The 18600-nt window shown below is 40.8% G+C and carries 19 protein-coding genes and 1 pseudogene; 11 read left to right on the top strand and 9 right to left on the bottom strand.

Translation table 11 applies throughout. From position 1 onward, the window contains the following. Nucleotides 1–44 precede the first annotated feature (44 nt). Nucleotides 45–701 carry a 7-cyano-7-deazaguanine synthase QueC gene (gene queC / locus PSH50_RS02345; protein ID WP_004589469.1) on the bottom strand — a complete coding sequence of 219 codons (657 nt, stop codon included), beginning with the start codon at nucleotides 699–701 and terminating at the stop codon, nucleotides 45–47. Nucleotides 702–846: 145 nt separating this feature from the next. Here queC and queE point away from each other — a divergent pair, with 145 nt between their 5' ends. The 4 genes and pseudogenes from queE to PSH50_RS02325 all read left to right on the top strand — a co-directional run bounded on the left by queE (nucleotide 847) and on the right by PSH50_RS02325 (nucleotide 3812). Then, entirely contained in the window at nucleotides 847–1512 is a 666-nt protein-coding gene (gene queE, locus PSH50_RS02340; RefSeq protein WP_273586865.1) for a 7-carboxy-7-deazaguanine synthase QueE, read from the top strand. 966 nt (nucleotides 1513–2478) lie between these two features. Then, nucleotides 2479–3012, top strand: a complete 534-nt coding sequence (locus PSH50_RS02335; RefSeq protein WP_273586754.1) for a GNAT family N-acetyltransferase — start codon at nucleotides 2479–2481, stop codon at nucleotides 3010–3012. Nucleotides 3013–3155: 143 nt separating this feature from the next. Continuing rightward, a pseudogene (locus PSH50_RS02330) lies at nucleotides 3156–3227 on the top strand (twin-arginine translocation signal domain-containing protein); the annotation flags it as partial. An 87-nt stretch (nucleotides 3228–3314) separates the two neighbouring features. Continuing rightward, entirely contained in the window at nucleotides 3315–3812 is a 498-nt protein-coding gene (locus tag PSH50_RS02325; RefSeq protein ID WP_235576495.1) for a lactoylglutathione lyase family protein, read from the top strand. 114 nt (nucleotides 3813–3926) lie between these two features. Here the strand turns inward: PSH50_RS02325 and bcp are convergent, their stop codons facing one another. Further along, entirely contained in the window at nucleotides 3927–4406 is a 480-nt protein-coding gene (bcp, locus tag PSH50_RS02320; protein ID WP_273586755.1) for a thioredoxin-dependent thiol peroxidase, read from the bottom strand. A gap of 10 nt (nucleotides 4407–4416) precedes the next feature. Then, on the bottom strand, nucleotides 4417–4953 hold the full coding sequence (locus PSH50_RS02315) for a glycine cleavage system protein R (RefSeq protein ID WP_029774547.1): 537 nt from the start codon (nucleotides 4951–4953) through the stop codon (nucleotides 4417–4419). A 360-nt stretch (nucleotides 4954–5313) separates the two neighbouring features. Between PSH50_RS02315 and bamC the strand changes: the two genes are divergently transcribed. Then, complete coding sequence (bamC, locus tag PSH50_RS02310; RefSeq protein ID WP_029772477.1) at nucleotides 5314–6372, top strand: outer membrane protein assembly factor BamC; 1059 nt, start codon at nucleotides 5314–5316, stop codon at nucleotides 6370–6372. A 70-nt stretch (nucleotides 6373–6442) separates the two neighbouring features. Next, nucleotides 6443–7813 (top strand): YjiH family protein, encoded by a 1371-nt coding sequence (locus tag PSH50_RS02305; RefSeq protein ID WP_029772478.1) that lies wholly within the window; start codon nucleotides 6443–6445, stop codon nucleotides 7811–7813. Between the two features lie 120 nt (nucleotides 7814–7933). Here the strand turns inward: PSH50_RS02305 and PSH50_RS02300 are convergent, their stop codons facing one another. Next, nucleotides 7934–8470: an acyloxyacyl hydrolase gene (locus PSH50_RS02300; RefSeq protein ID WP_029772479.1), complete on the bottom strand. Its 537-nt coding sequence runs from the start codon at nucleotides 8468–8470 to the stop codon at nucleotides 7934–7936. 246 nt (nucleotides 8471–8716) lie between these two features. On the opposite strand from PSH50_RS02300, the gene PSH50_RS02295 reads away from it, so the two are divergent. Together PSH50_RS02295 and PSH50_RS02290 are read left to right on the top strand one after the other, a co-directional pair. After that, nucleotides 8717–9310: a phospholipid-binding protein MlaC gene (locus PSH50_RS02295; RefSeq protein WP_096041478.1), complete on the top strand. Its 594-nt coding sequence runs from the start codon at nucleotides 8717–8719 to the stop codon at nucleotides 9308–9310. A 210-nt stretch (nucleotides 9311–9520) separates the two neighbouring features. Then, nucleotides 9521–10858 carry an ankyrin repeat domain-containing protein gene (locus tag PSH50_RS02290; protein WP_004589168.1) on the top strand — a complete coding sequence of 446 codons (1338 nt, stop codon included), beginning with the start codon at nucleotides 9521–9523 and terminating at the stop codon, nucleotides 10856–10858. A 283-nt stretch (nucleotides 10859–11141) separates the two neighbouring features. Here PSH50_RS02290 and PSH50_RS02285 read toward each other — a convergent pair whose 3' ends face one another. The 5 genes from PSH50_RS02285 to PSH50_RS02265 are packed head-to-tail and all read right to left on the bottom strand — an operon-like array spanning nucleotide 11142 to nucleotide 14662. Further along, complete coding sequence (locus tag PSH50_RS02285) at nucleotides 11142–11585, bottom strand: DUF2069 domain-containing protein (RefSeq protein ID WP_024034209.1); 444 nt, start codon at nucleotides 11583–11585, stop codon at nucleotides 11142–11144. Beyond that, a complete protein-coding gene (gene wrbA, locus PSH50_RS02280) occupies nucleotides 11582–12136 on the bottom strand; it encodes an NAD(P)H:quinone oxidoreductase (RefSeq protein ID WP_004589170.1) in 555 nt (184 codons plus the stop codon). The genes PSH50_RS02285 and wrbA overlap by 4 nt, the downstream gene beginning before the upstream one ends. After that, on the bottom strand, nucleotides 12136–12483 hold the full coding sequence (gene arsC / locus PSH50_RS02275; RefSeq protein ID WP_024034210.1) for an arsenate reductase (glutaredoxin): 348 nt from the start codon (nucleotides 12481–12483) through the stop codon (nucleotides 12136–12138). The genes wrbA and arsC overlap by 1 nt, the downstream gene beginning before the upstream one ends. 54 nt (nucleotides 12484–12537) lie before the next feature. Further along, entirely contained in the window at nucleotides 12538–13995 is a 1458-nt protein-coding gene (locus tag PSH50_RS02270; protein WP_024034211.1) for a M48 family metalloprotease, read from the bottom strand. Nucleotide 13996: 1 nt separating this feature from the next. Next, entirely contained in the window at nucleotides 13997–14662 is a 666-nt protein-coding gene (locus tag PSH50_RS02265) for a hypothetical protein (RefSeq protein ID WP_273586756.1), read from the bottom strand. A gap of 147 nt (nucleotides 14663–14809) precedes the next feature. Between PSH50_RS02265 and PSH50_RS02260 the strand changes: the two genes are divergently transcribed. From PSH50_RS02260 to PSH50_RS02250, 3 genes are all read left to right on the top strand, one after another. Further along, entirely contained in the window at nucleotides 14810–15028 is a 219-nt protein-coding gene (locus PSH50_RS02260) for a hypothetical protein (protein ID WP_004589174.1), read from the top strand. Beyond that, nucleotides 15021–16097 (top strand): AI-2E family transporter, encoded by a 1077-nt coding sequence (locus tag PSH50_RS02255; protein ID WP_273586757.1) that lies wholly within the window; start codon nucleotides 15021–15023, stop codon nucleotides 16095–16097. Before PSH50_RS02260 ends, PSH50_RS02255 begins: the two co-directional genes overlap by 8 nt. 126 nt (nucleotides 16098–16223) lie before the next feature. Then, entirely contained in the window at nucleotides 16224–18449 is a 2226-nt protein-coding gene (locus tag PSH50_RS02250) for an aminotransferase class V-fold PLP-dependent enzyme (protein ID WP_273586758.1), read from the top strand. Nucleotides 18450–18600 lie beyond the last annotated feature (151 nt).

Below are 18600 nucleotides of genomic sequence, written 5' to 3'. Positions count from 1 at the left end.
TAATAAATTAACCGTACTTTCACTGAAAACCCCGTAACTAGCGGTTATTCGTATTCGATTGGATCAGTGACGTTATTAAGCGAAAATGCCTCTAAACGTTCTTGGCAGGCGCCACATTTACCACAGGCTTTTTCGCGTCCGTTATAACAAGTCCATGTTTGGCTGTAGTCTAAGCCCATTTTTATGCCATCGGTTAAAATATCAATTTTGGTGTTATTTAAGTACGGGCTAAAAATTTCTACAGCGTCGTAGTTAGCAATACGACATACATCATCCATTTTTTGCACAAACTCAGGACGGCAATCAGGGTAAATAGCATGATCCCCCGAATGCGCGCCATAATATACTTTGCTCGCTTTTAAAGACACAGCGTAACCAACCGCCAGCGAAAGCAAAATCATATTACGATTAGGCACTATGGTGCTTTTCATGCTTTCTTCTTCGTAATGACCTTCTGGTACATCAATATCATCAGTCAGTGATGAGCCACCAATAAGCTGGTTAATAGCTGATATATCTACAATTTTATGTGGAACATTAAGTTTTTCACACACGTTTGCAGCCACTTCAAGCTCTTTAACATGACGCTGACCATAGTCAAATGAAAGGGCATAAACATCATGGCCTTGTTGTAAGGCTTTATTTAATACGGTAAACGAATCCATACCGCCGGAATAAATAACAACTACTTTTTGCGTCATATCTGGATTGCTCTTTAGTTTTAATAGAGGTTTATATCAGGGCGCGATATACTACACGGCCGCAGCTTAAATAACAATTTTTGGGCAGCGCTTTTTCGTCTTTTATAGTAGCAATTTTGCAGCTAGGCAGTAAGTGAGATCTCTTTTGTACAAAATTAATGAAGTGTTTGAAACCATCCAAGGTGAAGCAAGTTTTACCGGCACACCCTCAATATTTTTGCGTTTGCAAGGCTGCCCAGTGGGCTGCGCATGGTGTGATACTAAACAAACTTGGGAAGTCGATAACGTGTACAAAGTATCGCTTGATGAAACGGTAGAAAAAAAAGCCGATTCAGATCATTGGGCCGATGCCAGCGCCGAGCAAGTACTTGAGCTGTTTAAATCACGTGGCTATACAGCCAAGCATGTTGTAATTACCGGCGGCGAGCCGTGTATGTACGATTTAAACCCAGTGTGTAAGCTATTGCACGATAACGGCTTTACGACACAAATAGAAACCAGCGGCACCTTTGAAATACTTGCCCCTGAGCAAACCTGGGTTACCGTATCGCCTAAAATTAACATGCGCGGCGGCTACGAAGTACTTACCAGCACCATGAAGCGCGCCAACGAGATAAAGCACCCAGTAGCGATGCAAAAGCACGTAGAAGAGCTTGAAGCGCTATTTGCCAAAACAGGCGTTAACCCGAAGCTTGTATACTTACAGCCAATCAGCCAAAAAGTGTCAGCCACCAAATTAGCCATCGACACCTGTATTGCCAAAAACTGGCGCTTATCGGTGCAGGTACATAAGTATTTAGGGATTAGCTAAAGCGCAAGGGCAGCTGTAAGTGCTTAGCTGTAAGCGATAAGCTGCTCGGCGTTAATTCGTAGGTTGGGTTGAGTGAAACGAAACCCAACACCACAACTCCATTACTCACTCTTTATATAAACCACCACACCAGCTTATTTAAACACGTAGGTCGGATAAGCGAAGCGCCATCCGACACAGTAACTTATTTAAGTTTCGGCGAATATAAATGGCTAATTAATTTATGATGTATGAAGTCAAGATTTGACCCCTCAGGTTCTCTAGTAGGTTGGGTTGAGTGAAACGAAACTCAACCCAACACCACAACTCCATTACTCACTCTTTATATTAAGCACCACACCAGCTTATTTAAACGCGTAGGTCGGATAAGCGAAGCGCCACCCGACGCAGTAACTTATTTAAGTTTCGACAAATATAAATAGCTAATTAATTTATGATGTATGAAGCCAAGATTTGACCCCTCAGGTTCTCTAGTAGGTTGGGTTGAGTGAAACGAAACCCAACACCACAACTCCATTGCTCACTCTTTATATAAACCACCACACCAGCTTATTTAAACGCGTAGGTCGGATAAGCAAAGCGCCATCCGAAAAGGCTAATTAATTTCTTCCCCGCAGTGATAGCATTTATTTTTTGGCAGGCGATAGCTAGTAGCTGATTGCATTACCTGGTTTTTCTTACAATTTGGGCAAAAGTAATTAATAACATTCACAATTAACGCGATTGCAAAAATAAAACTGCCAATATAAAACGGGTTTGTATAAAACTGGCTACTCGCTGGTGAAAACATAAAGCCAATAACACATATAATCAATGCGACTAAATACACTCTAAACTTGATTGCCTTACTCAAAATTAAATTCTCCTTTTTTTATCTTTTTATCAAATAGATTGGTATTTAGCCACTTAAAGTTTATGTTGGGTATTTTAAAGTGTAATTAAGGATATAAGGAGATCAAAAGTTAAATGGAAAAGTATTTACATATAAAAATATCAAAAGACATAAAGCTATCACCTTTATTAGAAAGTGATGCTCCTGATGTTTTAAGATTAGTTAATGAAAACCGTATTGATTTAGCAAAATATCTTTACTGGGTTAAAGATGTATCTGACATAGCGTCGGCCCATAAATATATTTTTGAACGAGTAAATAGCGGAAAAAGTGGTTCACGATGGTTCAAAATAAACTTTAAAGGTAAGTTTTGTGGTGTATTTGCCATTAAATCGATATGTCCCGATTCGGCAGTTGCTGAATTAGGCTATTGGCTAGCTCAAAACGCGCATGGTAACGGGATTATTAGTCAAATCATTTCAAAAGCTCCGCAGCTACTCACGAGCACTCATGTTAAATTTATCGAATTTAGGTGCCTAGAGAGAAACGAGGCAAGTATAAAGGTTGCGTTGAAATCAGGCGCTTTGCTCGTAGATGTTATACCTAATTTTTTAGTTGCAGATAATGTATTCCAAAGCCTAAATATTTATAGAACCCCAGTAAAATAATAAAAATATTACAGCTCTCACCATCACAAAACGTAATCATTAATATCATATTTGATAATTTTTTGTCCTCACTATATGCATTTATTATGGCTAATTAATCCCCTTTAATTACATTTAACGCCTTTGTCGTTAAGGAACATGCCATGAGTAAAAAAGAGTTAAACCGCAGAGACTTTATGAAGTTATCGGCAGCTGGGTTGGGTGCTGCGGCGCTGCCTATGCTGTTTACTAGTTTAAGTGCTAATGCCAACTTGCAAGCGGCTGGTAAAGGCGAGCAAGCAAATGGCTTAGCCGATTCGCCAATGCCTTACCCGCGTACGTTTTCGCATATAGGTGTATCTGTTCCAAACTTAGAGCAAGCCGTTAAGTTTTACACTGAAGTGTTGGGCTGGTATTTAATTATGAAGCCTACAAAAATAACAGAAGATAAATCACCGATTGGTGAAATGTGTACTGATGTATTTGGTGCTGGGTGGGGCAGTTTTAAAATAGCCCATTTATCAACAGGGGATAGAGTGGGGGTTGAGCTATTTGAATTTAAAAATCAGCAAAACCCAAAAAATAATTTTGAGTATTGGAAAACGGGAATATTTCATTTATGCGTACAAGACCCTGATGTAGAAGGACTCGCTGATAAAATAGTGGCCGCGGGCGGTAAAAAGCGTATGAAAGCGCCTCGCTATTATTACCCAGGGGAAAAACCATACCGCATGATTTACATGGAAGACCCGTTTGGCAATATTTTAGAAATTTATAGCCACAGTTACGAGCTTATATATTCAAGTGGCGCTTATGGTTAATAAATTATGTAACGAGTCACTGTACTTTATTCAATAAACGCTAATAAAAAAGCGTTGCCCTAGAGCAACGCTTTTGTATTTTTTACAGCTTACAGCTTACAGCTTACAGCTAACTTATTCTGCCGCTAAGTAATCTAAAACCACTTGGTGGTGATCTTTGGTTTTAAACTTATCAAATAAGTGTTTAATTTTACCGTCTTGGCCTACTAAAAAGGTTAAGCGGTGAATACCATCGTATTCTTTACCCATAAACTTTTTGTAGCCCCATACGCCAAATGCTTCAGCAATGGCGTGATCTTCATCGGCGAGCAAATCAAAGTTAAGCTCTTTTTTAGTTTCAAAGTTTTTAAGGCGCTTAATAGGGTCTGGGCTAATACCTACAACGCGGGTGTTAAATTGAGCAAGCTGCGCTTGTTGATCACGTAAGTTTTCGGCTTGAACCGTACAACCCGGTGTAGAGGCTTTAGGGTAAAAGTACACCAGTACTTGTTGCTCTTTTAACAGCTCACTTAACGTGACTGTTTCGTCGTTATGGTTTTGTAAGCTAAATTCTGGTGCTGTATCACCGGCTTGTAATGGACTAATTTTGTTCATGCTGTGCTCCTTAGCGAATACGTTTAAAAATATAATCTACGTTAAGACTGTGCGAAAGGTTTTCAAAGGTCACTTTAAATTGGTCTATATCAACCTCTACTGGGATATTAAACTCAATTTCGCAGCGCATTTTAGTGTCGGTTTCTTCATCGTAAGTGTCTGACTTTAATGAGCAGATACTAATGTGGTGATCGGCAAAAAAACGCGTTACTTTACTCAGTGTACCTGGGGTGTCTATCCCTGTGTATTCAAGGGTATAGCCTGCGCAAAATTCACTTTCGGTGTGGCGAGTGGTGCTGCGCTTCATCATGGTGAGTAGGCCTAGCTCCATGCCTTTAGTAGGCAAGGTGTGCTCTATGCGGCTAATGGCCGACATATCGCCGCTTAGCAGCATGGTAAAGGTAAATTCGCTGCCTAAAATGGCTATTCGGCTATCTATAATGTTGCAATGACAATCACTTACAAGCTGTGTAAGTTCACTTACAATTCCCGGTCTATCTTCGCCAATAGCGGTTAAAACAATTTGATGATTTGAAAATGCAGTCATGAAGTTTAATACCTACGTTTTTTGAAATATAACAACCGAGTTGGTATAGCCCGCTGCGCATACACTACGTTGCACGGCGGCGAAGTTTAACACAAAAAGCGCCCTAAACTACATAGGCACTTAATTAAAGGCGCTTTAAAGCGTTGTGTTCCTTGTTTTTACTGGCACAGGAAAGTACCATAGCTAAAATTTGTCTTTTTGTTGTGATTGATTTTATAACACTTAGGTGTGAACTTTATTGCAATTAGACAGCCAAATAATAAATGTAAAGTTAATGTTGATTTTACACTGAACCAAATTCGGTATTACCCACTCATATACGTGTAAAACAATTAAAGGGTATGCTAAGGAGAAATATCTGTGCAGTATTGGATCCCAAAAGCACTTGCAGTGAGTGTATTGGTAAGTTTATCAGGGTGTAATGTTTTTATTAATGAAGCGCACAACGAACGCAATTATCGTACGCATGAAGGTGTTAAAACCCCGCCATCGTTATCTCAACCAGCGCAAGATCCTGTTTATAAAATGGATGTGGGCCAATACGATAACAACCCTGAGGCAACAAACTATCGTCCACCAGCACAGGTTTTAACTGTTGCTAAAGGTAGCTGGGTAGAAGAGGGCGATAAACAAGCGCGTATTTACTTTGATAAAAACGATGGCATTGTTGATTTAGATGAATTTGTTTGGGACTCAATTAAAGCGGTTATTGCTGAAAATAATGCAACAACCACAAAAGAAGATAAGCTACTTGGTATTATCGAAACCGACTGGTACTCAATAATTAAAGCTGAAGAGAGCTGGTTGTGGGGCGATGAGGTAAGCGAAAACCAAGAGCGTTTTAGATTCACAATTGAAGAAAAATCGCATCAGCGTACTGCTTCGTTGCGCGCAGAACTTATTGACTTTAAAGGTGATGACACGTTAACTGATTTACTTAAGCAGCAATTAGAAGTACGCGCGCTTAACCAAGTTGTGGCTGAATTTGATTATCGCTATCGTCAGTTAGAAGTAGAAAACCGTAAGCGCCAAGGTATTATTTCTTTAGAAATGGGCTTTGATAACAAAGGCAATGCTGCACTTGTTACTGAGCAATCATACGATGCAGTATTCGACCGCTTCTCGGGCTTTTTAGAGCGCCTATCGTTTACTATTGTTGAGATTAAAACCGATACCGGCTTAATAACTGCCGACTACAACAAGCCAGAAAGCAGTGTATGGGATTCTATTTGGGGCGACGAAGTTGCGCAGCTTCCAATTGAAGAAGGCCAATACCAAATTTTAGTGAGCAAAACTAAAGAAGGCGGTACAAGCTTAACCTGGATGGATGACAAAGGCGAAACACTCGAACCTGGCACCATGAATGGTTTACAACAAGCGTTAGAAGCAGCACTTATTCAGCGCGGCATCAAAATTTAATAATTAATAATAAGTTTTTACTACAAAAAGAGCGCTTTGCTCTTTTTGTAGTTTTTATGGATTAAAAAATATGTCTCAGTTACCTCCTCGCGGGCACTATACGTGGCGCACTTGGTTTACTTTTTTAGTACCGTCGTTAATTGGTGTGTTTTTATTTATGACACCCATTCCTACCGCAGACGGGATGACCATTCCTATTGCGTTAATGGCTAAAGGCGTGCAAGCGTTGATGTCTGGCTCTGCGCAAGCAATTATTACCCTCATTATTTGTATTACTGGCGTTATGTCGGTGATCACCAAAGTATTTAAACCCGCCGCTATTTGCCAATCACCCCTGTTAAAGCATTTATTTGATGTGAGTGTAGTGTGGTTAGTGGTGCGTTTATTCGGTATGGCGTTTGTGCTAATGACCCATTTAGGGTTAGGTAGCGAGGCAATTACCTCTGCAAACACAGGCGCTTTGGTATTAAACGACTTATTACCTGTTTTGTTTTCGGTATTTATACTGGCCGGTTTATTACTGCCTTTACTAATTAACTTTGGGTTATTAGAGCTTGCAGGCACTATGCTAACCAAGGTAATGCGCCCTGTATTTGGTGTACCTGGGCGAAGTGCAGTTGACTGTACTGCGTCGTGGTTAGGTGATGGCAGTGTTGGTATTTTAATGACCGCAAGGCAGTACGACCAAAAGCACTACACGCAGCGCGAAGCCGCTATTATTGGTACTACGTTTTCGGCGGTTTCTATTACGTTTAGCTTAGTGGTTTTAGGTCAAGTGAAATTAGAGCACTTATTTGCCCCATTTTATGCCACCGTATGTTTAGCCGGTGTAGTTGCTGCTATTATTGTGCCGCGCTTACCGCCACTTCGCTTTAAAAAAGATTTGCTTATTGATGGTAGTGAGCCAAATCGCGATGCTGAGGCTATCCCAACAGGTAAAAGCTTAGTAGGGCACTCACTTGATGTAGCATTAGCAAAAGCCAATAACTCGTCGGGCTTTAAAGGTACCTTAAAAGAGGGTGTACATAATGCACTTGATATGGTGTTTGGTGTACTGCCTGTTGTAATGGCCGTAGGAACATTTGCACTTATTATTGCTGAGCACACGCCGGTATTTCAATATTTAGGTATGCCGTTTGTGCCATTTTTAGAGTGGTTACAAGTACCCGAAGCACAGGCCGCGGCACAAACTATTATGGTGGGATTTGCCGATATGTTTATTCCGTCAATTTTAGCTGCGGGCACCATTGAAAGTGATGTAACTCGCTTTATTATTGCTGCAATGAGCGTAACTCAGCTAATTTACATGTCTGAGGTTGGCGCACTTTTACTGGGTAGTAAAATACCGGTAAACATTGTTGAGCTGTTCGTTATATTTATTTTACGTACACTTATTACGCTGCCGGTTATTGCCTTAATGGCGCACTGGTTAGTTGGCTAGTAGTGTATTTTAATTATAAAAAGCCCTGATTTATCAGGGCTTTTTTGTGGCTAGTTATTTCAATTCACCCTAATGCTTAACATTCTTAAGTGGCAAATTGATACTAAATCCGAATGAAGATTAAAAACGCCTTGCCACTGAAAGAGTTAAAAAGTTTAAACCTGGGTTAGGCTCTTTAAATCCGGCGTTTGAGTAATGAATAACCCGAAGCGCTACGTTTGTGTGGCCAAAGTCTGCAACTAGGCCAATACGGTCTTCAAATTGGTAGTGAGTACTAATATTTTTGCCCGCAAATTTAGTTTCATCAATAAGCGATACGCCAATACCTGCCTCAATATAAAACGGGGTATTATGAAAACTAAAAGCAGGAAACTGCAGTACGGGCGACATAGCCAAAACAAGATTAGATTGCGAGTTGTCACCATGGCGGTATTCCCACATATTAACGCTGGTTTCAAAATAAAAGCGCGCATCGCCCACTAAGTTTTGTAAGCTAGGGGCATGATATTGATAAGCCAGCTTTACGCCATTCACGTTGCCTTCGCCCTTGAGAACATCTACGGCGTAACCATGATTAGACTGCGCAAACGCCGTGTTACCCCATACAGAAATAACTAAAAATAGAATAAGTGTGAAAGTTTTATATACCGTTTTCATAACTGCCAAATTGGTGTGTGAGTCGAATGAGTAAATAAATGATAAGGGCGGGCCATTCACATTTTCAATGAGGACAAAATGCCGCTTGTTTATGGGGTGTTAACAGGGAAGGCTTAACTAGTTGAAAATAAATAGTTTATTTAATTGGTGCTGTTTTGGCATTAATAAGGTGCATTTTTGTGTCTGTTTTTGTGGCTTAAAATCGCGTAATTTAGCCACATCTTAATCACACACATGGTCACGCTCATGAAACTTTTTAACACTATTTTTATTGCTGCTGCCTTTTTTAGCAGCGCGTTATTTGCGCAAACGGCGCAGTCGCCTCAACATATGCTTGAGGGCGTTGCCGATACGCTTTTTAGCGATATTGCAAAAGTAAATGCAAAAGGCGATGCAAGCAAAGCCGATATGGCGCGCATTGTAGAGACGCGTTTAATGCCAAACATAGATATTAAGTTTGTGTCGTTTAAATTGCTTGGTAAGCACATTAAAGGCATTGAGCGCGAGCAAGCTGTACGTTTTATTGATGCAGTAGAGCATTATTTAACAGGTACTTACGCAGGTGCGCTAATGAAGTACACCGGCCAGCAAGTGGTATTTGAACAAGATACCGCTAAAAGCGACTCTGAGTACGCGACGGTTAAAACGCAAATTATTGAGCCAAACGCGCCCGTGATTGATCTGCATTTTAAGCTACGCCAAGGTAAAGACCAACAGTGGAAAGTATACGACATTGTTGCCGAAGGTATTTCGCTTTTAAGCGCTAAGCAAAAAGAGATCATTCAACGTATTTCTGATGTAGGCTTAGAGCAAGTAATTACCGAACTAAAAAATAAATAGTTCACTTCCTGATTAAGACCCTCTCCAACCACAAAAGCAGCCGCACTAAAGTGTATTGGCTGCTTTTATATTTTCTTAATATTCATCTACTTTAAGCTCGCAGCAAAAAAAAGGTGTGATAGAATATCACCACGTCGATTAAGCGTGGTGTCAGCTAAAAACTGCTATAACTGACGCCTCATCAAGCTACACTGGAGTTGTGCTGTTTTAATGGAAAATGTACTGATTTGGCCAAAGGAATACCCATTACTTATTAAAGGACTTGTAGAACAAAACGGTGCCTTTATTTTAGATGCTTTAGAAGCTTGGCCTGCATGTCGTTCTACTATTGAAGATGACGGTGTATGCACCACTGTGCTACCACCCATTTACTATTTGATATGGTTAACCCCGCTTGAACCCTTTGAAGAGTGTTATTTTCAGCATATTAGTGAATATGACGAAGATGCGCACGCTTACATTGCTGCTGTTAAAAATCATTATTTAGATAACGAATACACCAGCGAATCAATGGCGCTAATGCTGTGCCAGCGATTAGAAAAATACGCCAGTGTGGCGGCGCAAAACGCACTTGATACGCCGCTTTCGTTGTTTAGCTTATTATTTAGTAAACGCTATTTTTCGTTAATTGAACATGCCCTAAATAGTGGCAGCAAATTAAGTGCACACGATACGCTAGCACTGTGGCAAGAAGTTGATTTTAGAGAGCGTTTAAGTGCTTTTTTACCTGAATCGGTTGCTGATTTAAACGAACTTACAGAGCTTGCCAGTCAAAAAGTAGCAAACGGTAAAGACTATTTTACGTTGTTAACGCAAGTATCGCCTGATGTAGATTCTATTGTATTGCTTGAAAAAGCATTACTTGCTCATTTAAGCCAAAAAAGCGCAAAGCAAACCATGGCGATGCGTTTTATAGAGCAAGGTGCCACTGGTACATTGGCTGATGAAAACAATAAAACAGCGTTTATGTGGGCAGCCGAAAAAGGCTATGTAAATGTGATAGAAACCCTGTTGGCTAAACAGGATCAAAAAGCGCAAGACACCTTAGGCAATACCGCACTGCATTATGCAGTGTTAGCTAAAAACGAAACCCTTATGGTGCTATTACTAAAAGCTGGTTACGACTTTAGAGCACGTAATAACGAGGGCTTAAGCTGTTACCGGTTAGCAGTAAGTATTAAAGCAAGCAATTTAGTTAAATGCCTTGAGCGCGATTTTGGTATAAAAGAGCTTTCGCCAGAAGGGCAGTTTAACCGCATTAAAAAGGTGCACGCCTTACACGCAATTGTCACTATTTTATTGCCATTGCAGCTCTATTTCTTTTTTGATGAAAGTATTGCCATAAAAAGTGAGCTGACTTTAATTTTTACATTGATTGCATCGGTGTGTTTTTTCTTTGCGGCGAGCTTAAAGCGCTGTGCGCTCTATCCACATATAAAACACCCGTGGGGATTATTTGTGTTGCGTGTTTTTTCGTTGTTGAGCTTAATTGCTCAGCTTGGGTTAGCCAGCATAGTTGCACTGGCTGCACTGAGCGAATTAGTGTAGCGGCCGCCATGGCAAACTAAAAGCCTAAAAAAACGCGCTTACATTGTTATGTTAAGCGCGTTTTTTGTATGTATAAGCTATTATACCAATCCGCAATAATATCTAATCATTTTGCAGGGCTAAACGTGTCGCTATCTGCGTTAAAAAACTCTCATTTAGAACAACTAAATAGCGAATTTTTTGCCTTGCTATCGACACGTTTTTCCATCCTCAAAATAGATTACTTATGCGGATTGGTATTATTTCAACTTTCAGCTTAAATAATTTATTTTGCGAATTAGCATTATTTATTGTATTCGTTAGCGGCTTTTTCCTCTGCGAGCTCTTCTTTAAGCTTACGTATTTTTAAGCCTTGCTCTTGCCCACGGTGCCTTGCGTAATATGTGCAGCCAATAAACATGGCAGAGGCAAACACAAGCTCTAATAACACCCATATTAGCTCATCAGGTGCAGCCCATAGCATGGTTAAGCCGTGTATAAAGTACAACATAACAACAAAGTTAGCCCAGGCGTAAGTGTAAGTGTTGTCTTTAATAAAGCCTCTTAAGGGCAACAGTAAAGGGATTATAGGCACAAACAAGGATACAACACTTGCGTTGCCATTTAGCGGAGGTACAAAGTACATCCACAGAGGAAATAAAAGTAATAAACCCACATAGCCAAAAATAGCGGTGCGCTGAAATTTTACAGTAATTGGCTTTTTAGCAGGGGTGTCAGCGGTATTCATTGAAGTTTTCTCGCAATGTGAGTGAGGCGTTTACCAACGCTTTGGCATATTTTAATTTCGTCTTTACTTAAGGTATTAGTATTACTACTGCCGGCTACATGCGTTGCCCCGTAAGGTGTGCCGCCGGTTTGCGTAGCTAGTAACTCTGGTACTTCGTAAGGTACCCCTAATAACATCATGCCGTGGTGTAGTAGCGGTAATGATAAATTAAGTAAGGTGGCTTCATTGCCGCCATGCATACTGCTTGACGATGAAAACACACAGGCTGGTTTATCTATTAACTGGCCTTTTAGCCATAGATCGCTGGTGGTTTCCCAAAACGTTTTTGCTTGCGATGCCATCATGCCAAATCGGGTAGGTGTGCCAAACGCAAGGCCGTCGCAATTTATTAAATCATCTTTTGTAATTACTATATCGTGCGGATTTTTAGCAACAAAGGTACGCAATACGGCTGTGGCACCCTGTTGCTCTATAGACTCGGCTATTTCGTGCGCCATAGCCTCAACCGAGCCATGGCTTGAGTGATACAGGACAACAATGCGAGTCGTCATTATAATACGCTTAATACGTTTTCAGGCGGACGGCCAAGGGCTGCTTTACCGTTGTTTTGTACAATAGGGCGTTCAATAAGTTTAGGGTTGTCTACCATGGCGTTTATTAGCGCTGACTCGTTGGTTTCTTCTTTTAGGTTAAGCGCTTTGTATGCATCTTCTTTTGTGCGCATTAGCTGGCGAGCTGAGCTAAAACCTAATTGTTCTAAAAGTTGGCTTATTTGCTCATGGTTAAGCGGTGTTTTTAAATACTCTACTACGCTTGGTGTTACGCTGTTTTGTTCTAGTAATGCGAGGGTTTCACGCGATTTAGAACAACGTGGATTATGATAAATAGTCACTGACATACAATTAGTTCCAAAATGTAATTTGCCGCTATTTTAGGGCAAGCGCTGGCAGACTTAAAGCCTTGCCAGCTCTTTTTGTAAACGGCGATACTGAGTAAGCAAGGCTTTTAAGCGTTGCTGTTTAACCAGCTCTGTGGGTTCTACGAAGTTAAGCGCTTTTTGGATTTCGTCTGCGGCTTTAATATACGCGCCATATTGAGATAACACATCAGCATTGGCCTCGTGATAAGCGGCAAGCTTGTCTTGTTTTTTATAGGCATCGGCTAATAGCTGTTTACCTAAGTTGTGATCGGGTTTTTCAAGTAAAAAGCTTTTTAAAATGTTTTCAGCTAATTCAAACTGCTCAGCCTCTAATGCCGCATTTGCATAGTTTAAAGTTATAACTTGGTTGTTAGGGCGATAGTTGTTTAGTTCAGCCAAAAACTTTACCGCTTCGTCGGCTTTTTTTTGCGCTATTAGTAAATCGGTATGGGTATCGATATAGAATAAATTTTTAGGACTTTGCGCTAATAGTGGCTCTAAAATTTCGGCGGCTTCATCTAGTTTATCTTGATCAAGTAAGCTTATGCCCAAGCCGTATTTAAGCGCGGTGTTGTTGTAACTGTTTTCGCGCATTAATTTTTTAAATAACGCTTCGGCATTTTCGGGCTTATTGGCATAACGAGCAAGTACTCGGCTTTTTGCTAAATTAAACTCAAGGCTTGGGTTTAAATGGCGCACAGGGAATTGCTCTGCACGTAGGCGTACGTCAGATACACGGCTCTCTGGCAATGGGTGAGTCAGTAAAAAAGCGGGTGGTTTGTACTTATATCTTATTTGCGCTGAAAGTTTAGTTAAAAATTCACTCGATGCACGGGCGTCAAAACCGGCGTTATTAAGGGTTTGCATACCAATTCTGTCGGCTTCTTGCTCGGCAGCACGGCTGTGAGTTAATTGGCTAAACGCAGCTTGGGTTTGGTTAGCCGAAATAATAGCAATACCTGCATCGGGAGCAACAACGGTGGCTAATATACCGGCTATCATGCCTGCAATAGTCAGAGCGCTGTTATCTTGTTGTTGCTGAATACGACGAGCTAAATGGCGCTGAGTTACGTGCGCTATTTCGTGCCCAAGTACAGAAGCAAATTGGCTTTCGTTATCTGATTGCGCAATAAGCCCAGTATGCACACCGACATGCCCGCCATAAAAAGCAAAGGCGTTAATTTCGTTGTTATTTACCCAAAAAAACGAAAAAGGAAAACGCACGTCGTTTGCATTAGCCACAAGTTTTCGGCCAAGTGTGGTTAAGTATTCGTCTAAAACGGGGTCGTTTACTACCGGTGATGAGCCTCTTATTTGCATCATCATCACTTCGCCAATGGCTTGTTCTTTTTCAAGTGGCAAAACTTGTAGCGCAGACGTGCCTAAATCGGGTAGCGTAAAGTTTGTTTGTGCCTTTAACGGCTCACTAACCAGTAGGCTAAAGGTAAGCGCGGCACTGCATAAAGTGATAAAGGCTGATTTTAGCTGCATTTTATTCCTTGTTAATTTGTTCACCAATGGCAATTTTTGCTATGTCAATTTCATCGCTGCTTGCACGGCTGTCTTTTTCGCACAATTGGTAGAGTTCTTTTATTGTGACTCCATCAAGCTTTACAACGTTCAATTCCTGCTGCAAAAATTTAATAATTTTATGTACTACCTTATGTGCATGTAAAATAATGGCTTTATCGGCTTTGTCGCCGCGCTCAAAATAAAAGCCAATAAACTTATGGAGCTGATTTATGCGGATCAGGTTTTTCATTGAATGCGGATCCCATACTTTAAACTCCATAAAGCGGTTATCTTTAACGTATTGATCAATAATTATATCTTTAGCATAGGGTTGCACCCAGAGCTCAAAGCCTCGGTCGGTAAATACTTGGTGTAGCGCTATACGCGGCTTATGCTTGGTGTGTATTTCACCAAAATCATCTTCATAGCCATCGAGTAAGTCTAAGTTCCAATTGCGTTTATTGATCAGGCTTTTTACAGCGTTATCAAATCCGTGCTCCAATATTCCTTCAGATTCGCTGACCGAAGAAGCAACAAGATGATAAAAAGGCGGGAGCTCACCCCAGTTTATCTGCTTTTTATACCAATTAATCTCTTTGAGAGTTGGATTACTAGGTAGTTGCGCTTTATTATGCGTGCCAGGCATTAACTTATCCTTACTGCTAATTATGTTATAAGGATAAACCATTGCTGGAATGGTTTTAAGAAAAAGTTACTGCTGTTCACATTTTATAAATAGAATGACCGACAATATGCGACTTATTATTCATTTTACTTAGCGAGTAAAGTAGTTATGTTAGAGTGCGATTTAAAAAAATTTAAATGCCCACAACAGTTTGTACAATTTAAATTAGCGCTTCGTAATGCGCAGTCATCTAATAAGGCAATAACGTTTAGTATAAATAACGATGAAAGCGCAGATGATATTACGCGTTTTTTAAGCAAAAATGCATATACATATAAATTTGATCAACACCTAGGACTATTACTAGTGGAGCCATTGCATGTTTGAATACGTTAAAACATGGTACGAAAGAAAGTTCTCAGATCCTCATTCAGTCACCTTACTTTTTTTACTCATTGCCTCTGTGGCATTACTGTACTTTTTTGGCTCGTTAATTGTTCCTGTGTTAGTGGCATTGGTGATTGCTTATTTACTTGATTGGCCGGTTGTACACTTAGAGCGCTTTGGGTTAAAACGCTTTAGCGCCACAGTCATTGTAATGCTGATTTTTACCGGGGTTATGCTTACTCTTATTTTGGTTATTGGCCCAGTACTTTGGAAGCAAACCAGTAATTTAGTACAAGAAACCCCGCACATGGTAGAGCAAGGTAAGTCATTTTTAATGGCCTTACCGCAGCAATACCCCAGTTTAATTAATGCCGAGCAGGTCCAAGCTATCGTGGCAAGTGTAGAAGCAAAGGCGCTCGAATTTGGCCAAGTTATTGTCTCGTTTTCACTTACTTCGTTAAAAGATGTTGTGGCATGGCTTATTTATTTGGTGCTTGTACCCTTACTTGTATTTTTTATGCTTAAAGACAAGCTTGAGCTTACAAGCAGTGCCGCTACGCTTATTCCGCAGCAGCGACGGTTAATTTTGCAAGTGTGGCACGAAATGAACCAGCAAATAATGAATTATATTCGAGGCAAAGTATTCGAAATTTTAATTGTGGGTGGCACCTCGTTTATTGCCTTTACTGTACTTGATTTACGTTATGCAGCTTTACTTGGCGTGCTGGTTGGGTTTTCGGTGTTAATTCCGTTTGTAGGTGCAGCATTGGTTACCATACCGGTTGCGGCGGTGGCGCTGTTTCAATTTGGTCTCGAAACGCAGTTTTGGACCATATTAATAATTTACGGGATCATTCAGGCGCTCGATGGCAATGTATTAGTGCCTTTGTTGTTTTCTGAGGCCGTTGATTTAAATCCCGTATTTATTATTGTTGCAGTGCTATTTTTTGGTGGCTTATGGGGTTTTTGGGGCGTGTTTTTTGCCATTCCGCTCGCATCGCTTGTTAAAGCGCTAATAAATGCCTGGTCATCAACCCATGGAGAAATAACAAAAGAGCGGGCACAGTAACGTACTTTTAGTTTAAAAAAGCATAGTAAACGCACCTAAGTTACTAATTGATTATTACCCAATGAGAACAAACTTATGTACTATTGGGTATAAGATATATTTTTTAGTAATAAAGGTGCATTTTTAATGTCTGAGTTTTTATTGCACGATGAACAAGCAGCCCAAGTTTATCTTGATGCAAACGCTACAACACCTGTTTTACCCTGTATTGCCGACGTGGTGTCGCACACCATGCAAATTTGTTTTGGTAACCCTTCAAGCCCCCATATTAGCGGTATACAAGCTAAGTATTTATTAGAACAAACAAGGCAAAATGCACGCCATGTTATTGGTGCGCCCGATGGCGATATTCTTTTTACCTCAGGCGCAACAGAGGGCATACAAACAGCCATTGTTTCAACGCTCATTCATGCTAAAAATCATACGATTAAAAACCCTGTATTATTGTACGGGGCAACTGAGCACAAAGCGGTGCCTAATACGTTAAAACATTGGAATAGCGTTTTAGGCATTAACGCCCAATTACTGGCTATTCCTGTTGATAGTAAAGGGGTTTTAGATTTAGCGTTTATTAGTGAGCACATAAATAACGCGCTAATGATTTGCACCATGGCGGTTAATAACGAAACCGGTGTTTATCAAGACTTAAACGCTATAGAACATACTATTCGCAGCCGTAATAAATCAGTGTCTTGGATGGTTGATTGTGTACAAGCCTTAGGTAAACAAGCGCTAGCGCTTAGTAGTACCAGCATAGATTATGCCCCGTTTTCGGGCCATAAACTCTATGCACCAAAAGGTATTGGTTTTTTATACATTAAAAATGGCAGTGCCTATACGCCATTTATTGCGGGGGGCGGGCAAGAAAGCGGCATGCGCTCTGGCACCGAAAACCTACCAGGCATAGCAGGGCTTAATAAACTGTTTAACTTGCTGCTAGATAAAAACGACGACACATTTAAGTCGGTTGAGGTATTAAATAGCTACAGAGCGCAACTGCTTAATGCGCTGCAAAGTACCTTTGGTGATATAACCTTTAATCACGATTTTTCACATTCTGTACCTACCACCCTTAATTTTGCTGTTGATACGCTTACCTCCAAAGAGGTTATTGATTTATTTGACGCAGCAGGCATTAGAGTGAGCGGTGGCTCGGCGTGCAGTACAGGGGCAACACGCAGTTTTGTGCTTGATGCAATGGGGGCAACTAATTGGCAAAGTGAAAACGCCATTAGGCTGTCTTTTGGGCCTGCTGCAACCGAGCAGCAAATTAGCCAAGCATGCAAGCGTATATGCTCGTTAAAGGCGGTATTAGAGGCCAATTGCTTAATTGTTTCTGACAGTGCGTCGCCAAAGCAAGAAGTGTGCGCGCTGGGGTTAACACAATTTAGGCATAAAGGAGCGTGTAGCTGGCTGTATGTTAGTGACGACGACAGTGCCGTTATCATTGACCCCGTATTAGAGCTTATTCCGCGCTTTGAAAAAATAGTGAGCACACAACAGCTCAACGTAAAAGCAATTTTAGATACCCACCAGCATCAAGACCGTCCAAGCGCAGTGGCTTTGTTAAATGAAGTACTAGGCACAACGCATGCGATGCAAAATAGCATTGAGCTTGGTACAAAAACGTTAACCATAAAGCCAACCCCAGGGCACAGTAAAGACAGCGTTAGTTATTTATTAAAAGAGCGCACCACAGGCCATATTGATTATTGTTTTTGCGGTGATTTAATTTTACCTGCAGGACTTGGTAATACCTCGCTTGAAGGGGGCAGTGCAACGCAAATGGCACACTCACTTATTACCCTTGCTGAGCAAATAAGTGACGATACGGTTATTTGTTCGGGGCATGACTATCAGCAATGCTTTGCCATTAACTGGCGTACTGTACGTGCACAAACGCCTTTGCTTAGCTCGTTATTAAATGGAGAAATAAGTACGGCGCAATTTGCACAGCTAAAAGCGCAACACGATCAGCTACATAGGCAAACCAGTAACCAATTGTGTGGCTATGTACAGGCGGCGGTACAAACAGACACTAAGCAGCTAGACTTTACGCAAGCTAAAGCGTTACTAACGCAAAAAAATGTGTATTTAATTGATACCCGTGAGCCGTATGAACATGGCGCAATTAATGTGGCGGAGCTTTTTGCCGCGCCTTTAGCTAATAAGCTTAATATTTCACTTAGCCGTATGGCTAACGCCATAGTACAAAATCAATTAAACCCGCAGCACACCTATATATTACTGTGTAGAAGCGGCAATCGTTCTAAAATTGCAGCGGCAAATTTACAGCAATTAGGCTTTGCGAATATTTATAACGTAGCGGGTGGTTTGGCGTTGGTGAGCTAATTATGGGCCTAGATTTGAGGATGTTTTAACCATCTATAAAGCTAGGCGAGTGCATACGATGCATTTTATGCTTTGGGCCTATAATGTTTCGAAGTTTAATTTGCAGCAGTGTGTTTGCTATTTTTACATGGATGTTTGCCAGTAGCGTAAC

Source organism: Pseudoalteromonas sp. Angola-7 (assembly GCF_028599255.1).
Taxonomy (GTDB): domain Bacteria; phylum Pseudomonadota; class Gammaproteobacteria; order Enterobacterales; family Alteromonadaceae; genus Pseudoalteromonas; species Pseudoalteromonas atlantica.
This window is presented reverse-complemented; position numbering and strand designations above follow the sequence as displayed.

Excerpts from the sequence above, each read along its gene's own strand:
- PSH50_RS02255 (WP_273586757.1), top strand. The coding sequence starts at position 15,021 with ATGTTTGAATACGTTAAAACATGGTACGAAAGAAAGTTCTCAGATCCT.
- PSH50_RS02335 (WP_273586754.1), top strand. The coding sequence starts at position 2,479 with ATGGAAAAGTATTTACATATAAAAATATCAAAAGACATAAAGCTATCA.
- PSH50_RS02270 (WP_024034211.1), bottom strand. The coding sequence starts at position 13,995 with ATGCAGCTAAAATCAGCCTTTATCACTTTATGCAGTGCCGCGCTTACC.
- PSH50_RS02300 (WP_029772479.1), bottom strand. The coding sequence starts at position 8,470 with ATGAAAACGGTATATAAAACTTTCACACTTATTCTATTTTTAGTTATT.
- arsC (WP_024034210.1), bottom strand. The coding sequence starts at position 12,483 with ATGTCAGTGACTATTTATCATAATCCACGTTGTTCTAAATCGCGTGAA.
- bcp (WP_273586755.1), bottom strand. The coding sequence starts at position 4,406 with ATGAACAAAATTAGTCCATTACAAGCCGGTGATACAGCACCAGAATTT.
- queC (WP_004589469.1), bottom strand. The coding sequence starts at position 701 with ATGACGCAAAAAGTAGTTGTTATTTATTCCGGCGGTATGGATTCGTTT.
- PSH50_RS02265 (WP_273586756.1), bottom strand. The coding sequence starts at position 14,662 with ATGCCTGGCACGCATAATAAAGCGCAACTACCTAGTAATCCAACTCTC.
- PSH50_RS02285 (WP_024034209.1), bottom strand. The coding sequence starts at position 11,585 with ATGAATACCGCTGACACCCCTGCTAAAAAGCCAATTACTGTAAAATTT.
- PSH50_RS02325 (WP_235576495.1), top strand. The coding sequence starts at position 3,315 with ATGCCTTACCCGCGTACGTTTTCGCATATAGGTGTATCTGTTCCAAAC.
- PSH50_RS02295 (WP_096041478.1), top strand. The coding sequence starts at position 8,717 with ATGAAACTTTTTAACACTATTTTTATTGCTGCTGCCTTTTTTAGCAGC.
- PSH50_RS02260 (WP_004589174.1), top strand. The coding sequence starts at position 14,810 with ATGTTAGAGTGCGATTTAAAAAAATTTAAATGCCCACAACAGTTTGTA.
- PSH50_RS02305 (WP_029772478.1), top strand. The coding sequence starts at position 6,443 with ATGTCTCAGTTACCTCCTCGCGGGCACTATACGTGGCGCACTTGGTTT.
- PSH50_RS02290 (WP_004589168.1), top strand. The coding sequence starts at position 9,521 with ATGGAAAATGTACTGATTTGGCCAAAGGAATACCCATTACTTATTAAA.
- PSH50_RS02250 (WP_273586758.1), top strand. The coding sequence starts at position 16,224 with ATGTCTGAGTTTTTATTGCACGATGAACAAGCAGCCCAAGTTTATCTT.
- wrbA (WP_004589170.1), bottom strand. The coding sequence starts at position 12,136 with ATGACGACTCGCATTGTTGTCCTGTATCACTCAAGCCATGGCTCGGTT.
- PSH50_RS02315 (WP_029774547.1), bottom strand. The coding sequence starts at position 4,953 with ATGACTGCATTTTCAAATCATCAAATTGTTTTAACCGCTATTGGCGAA.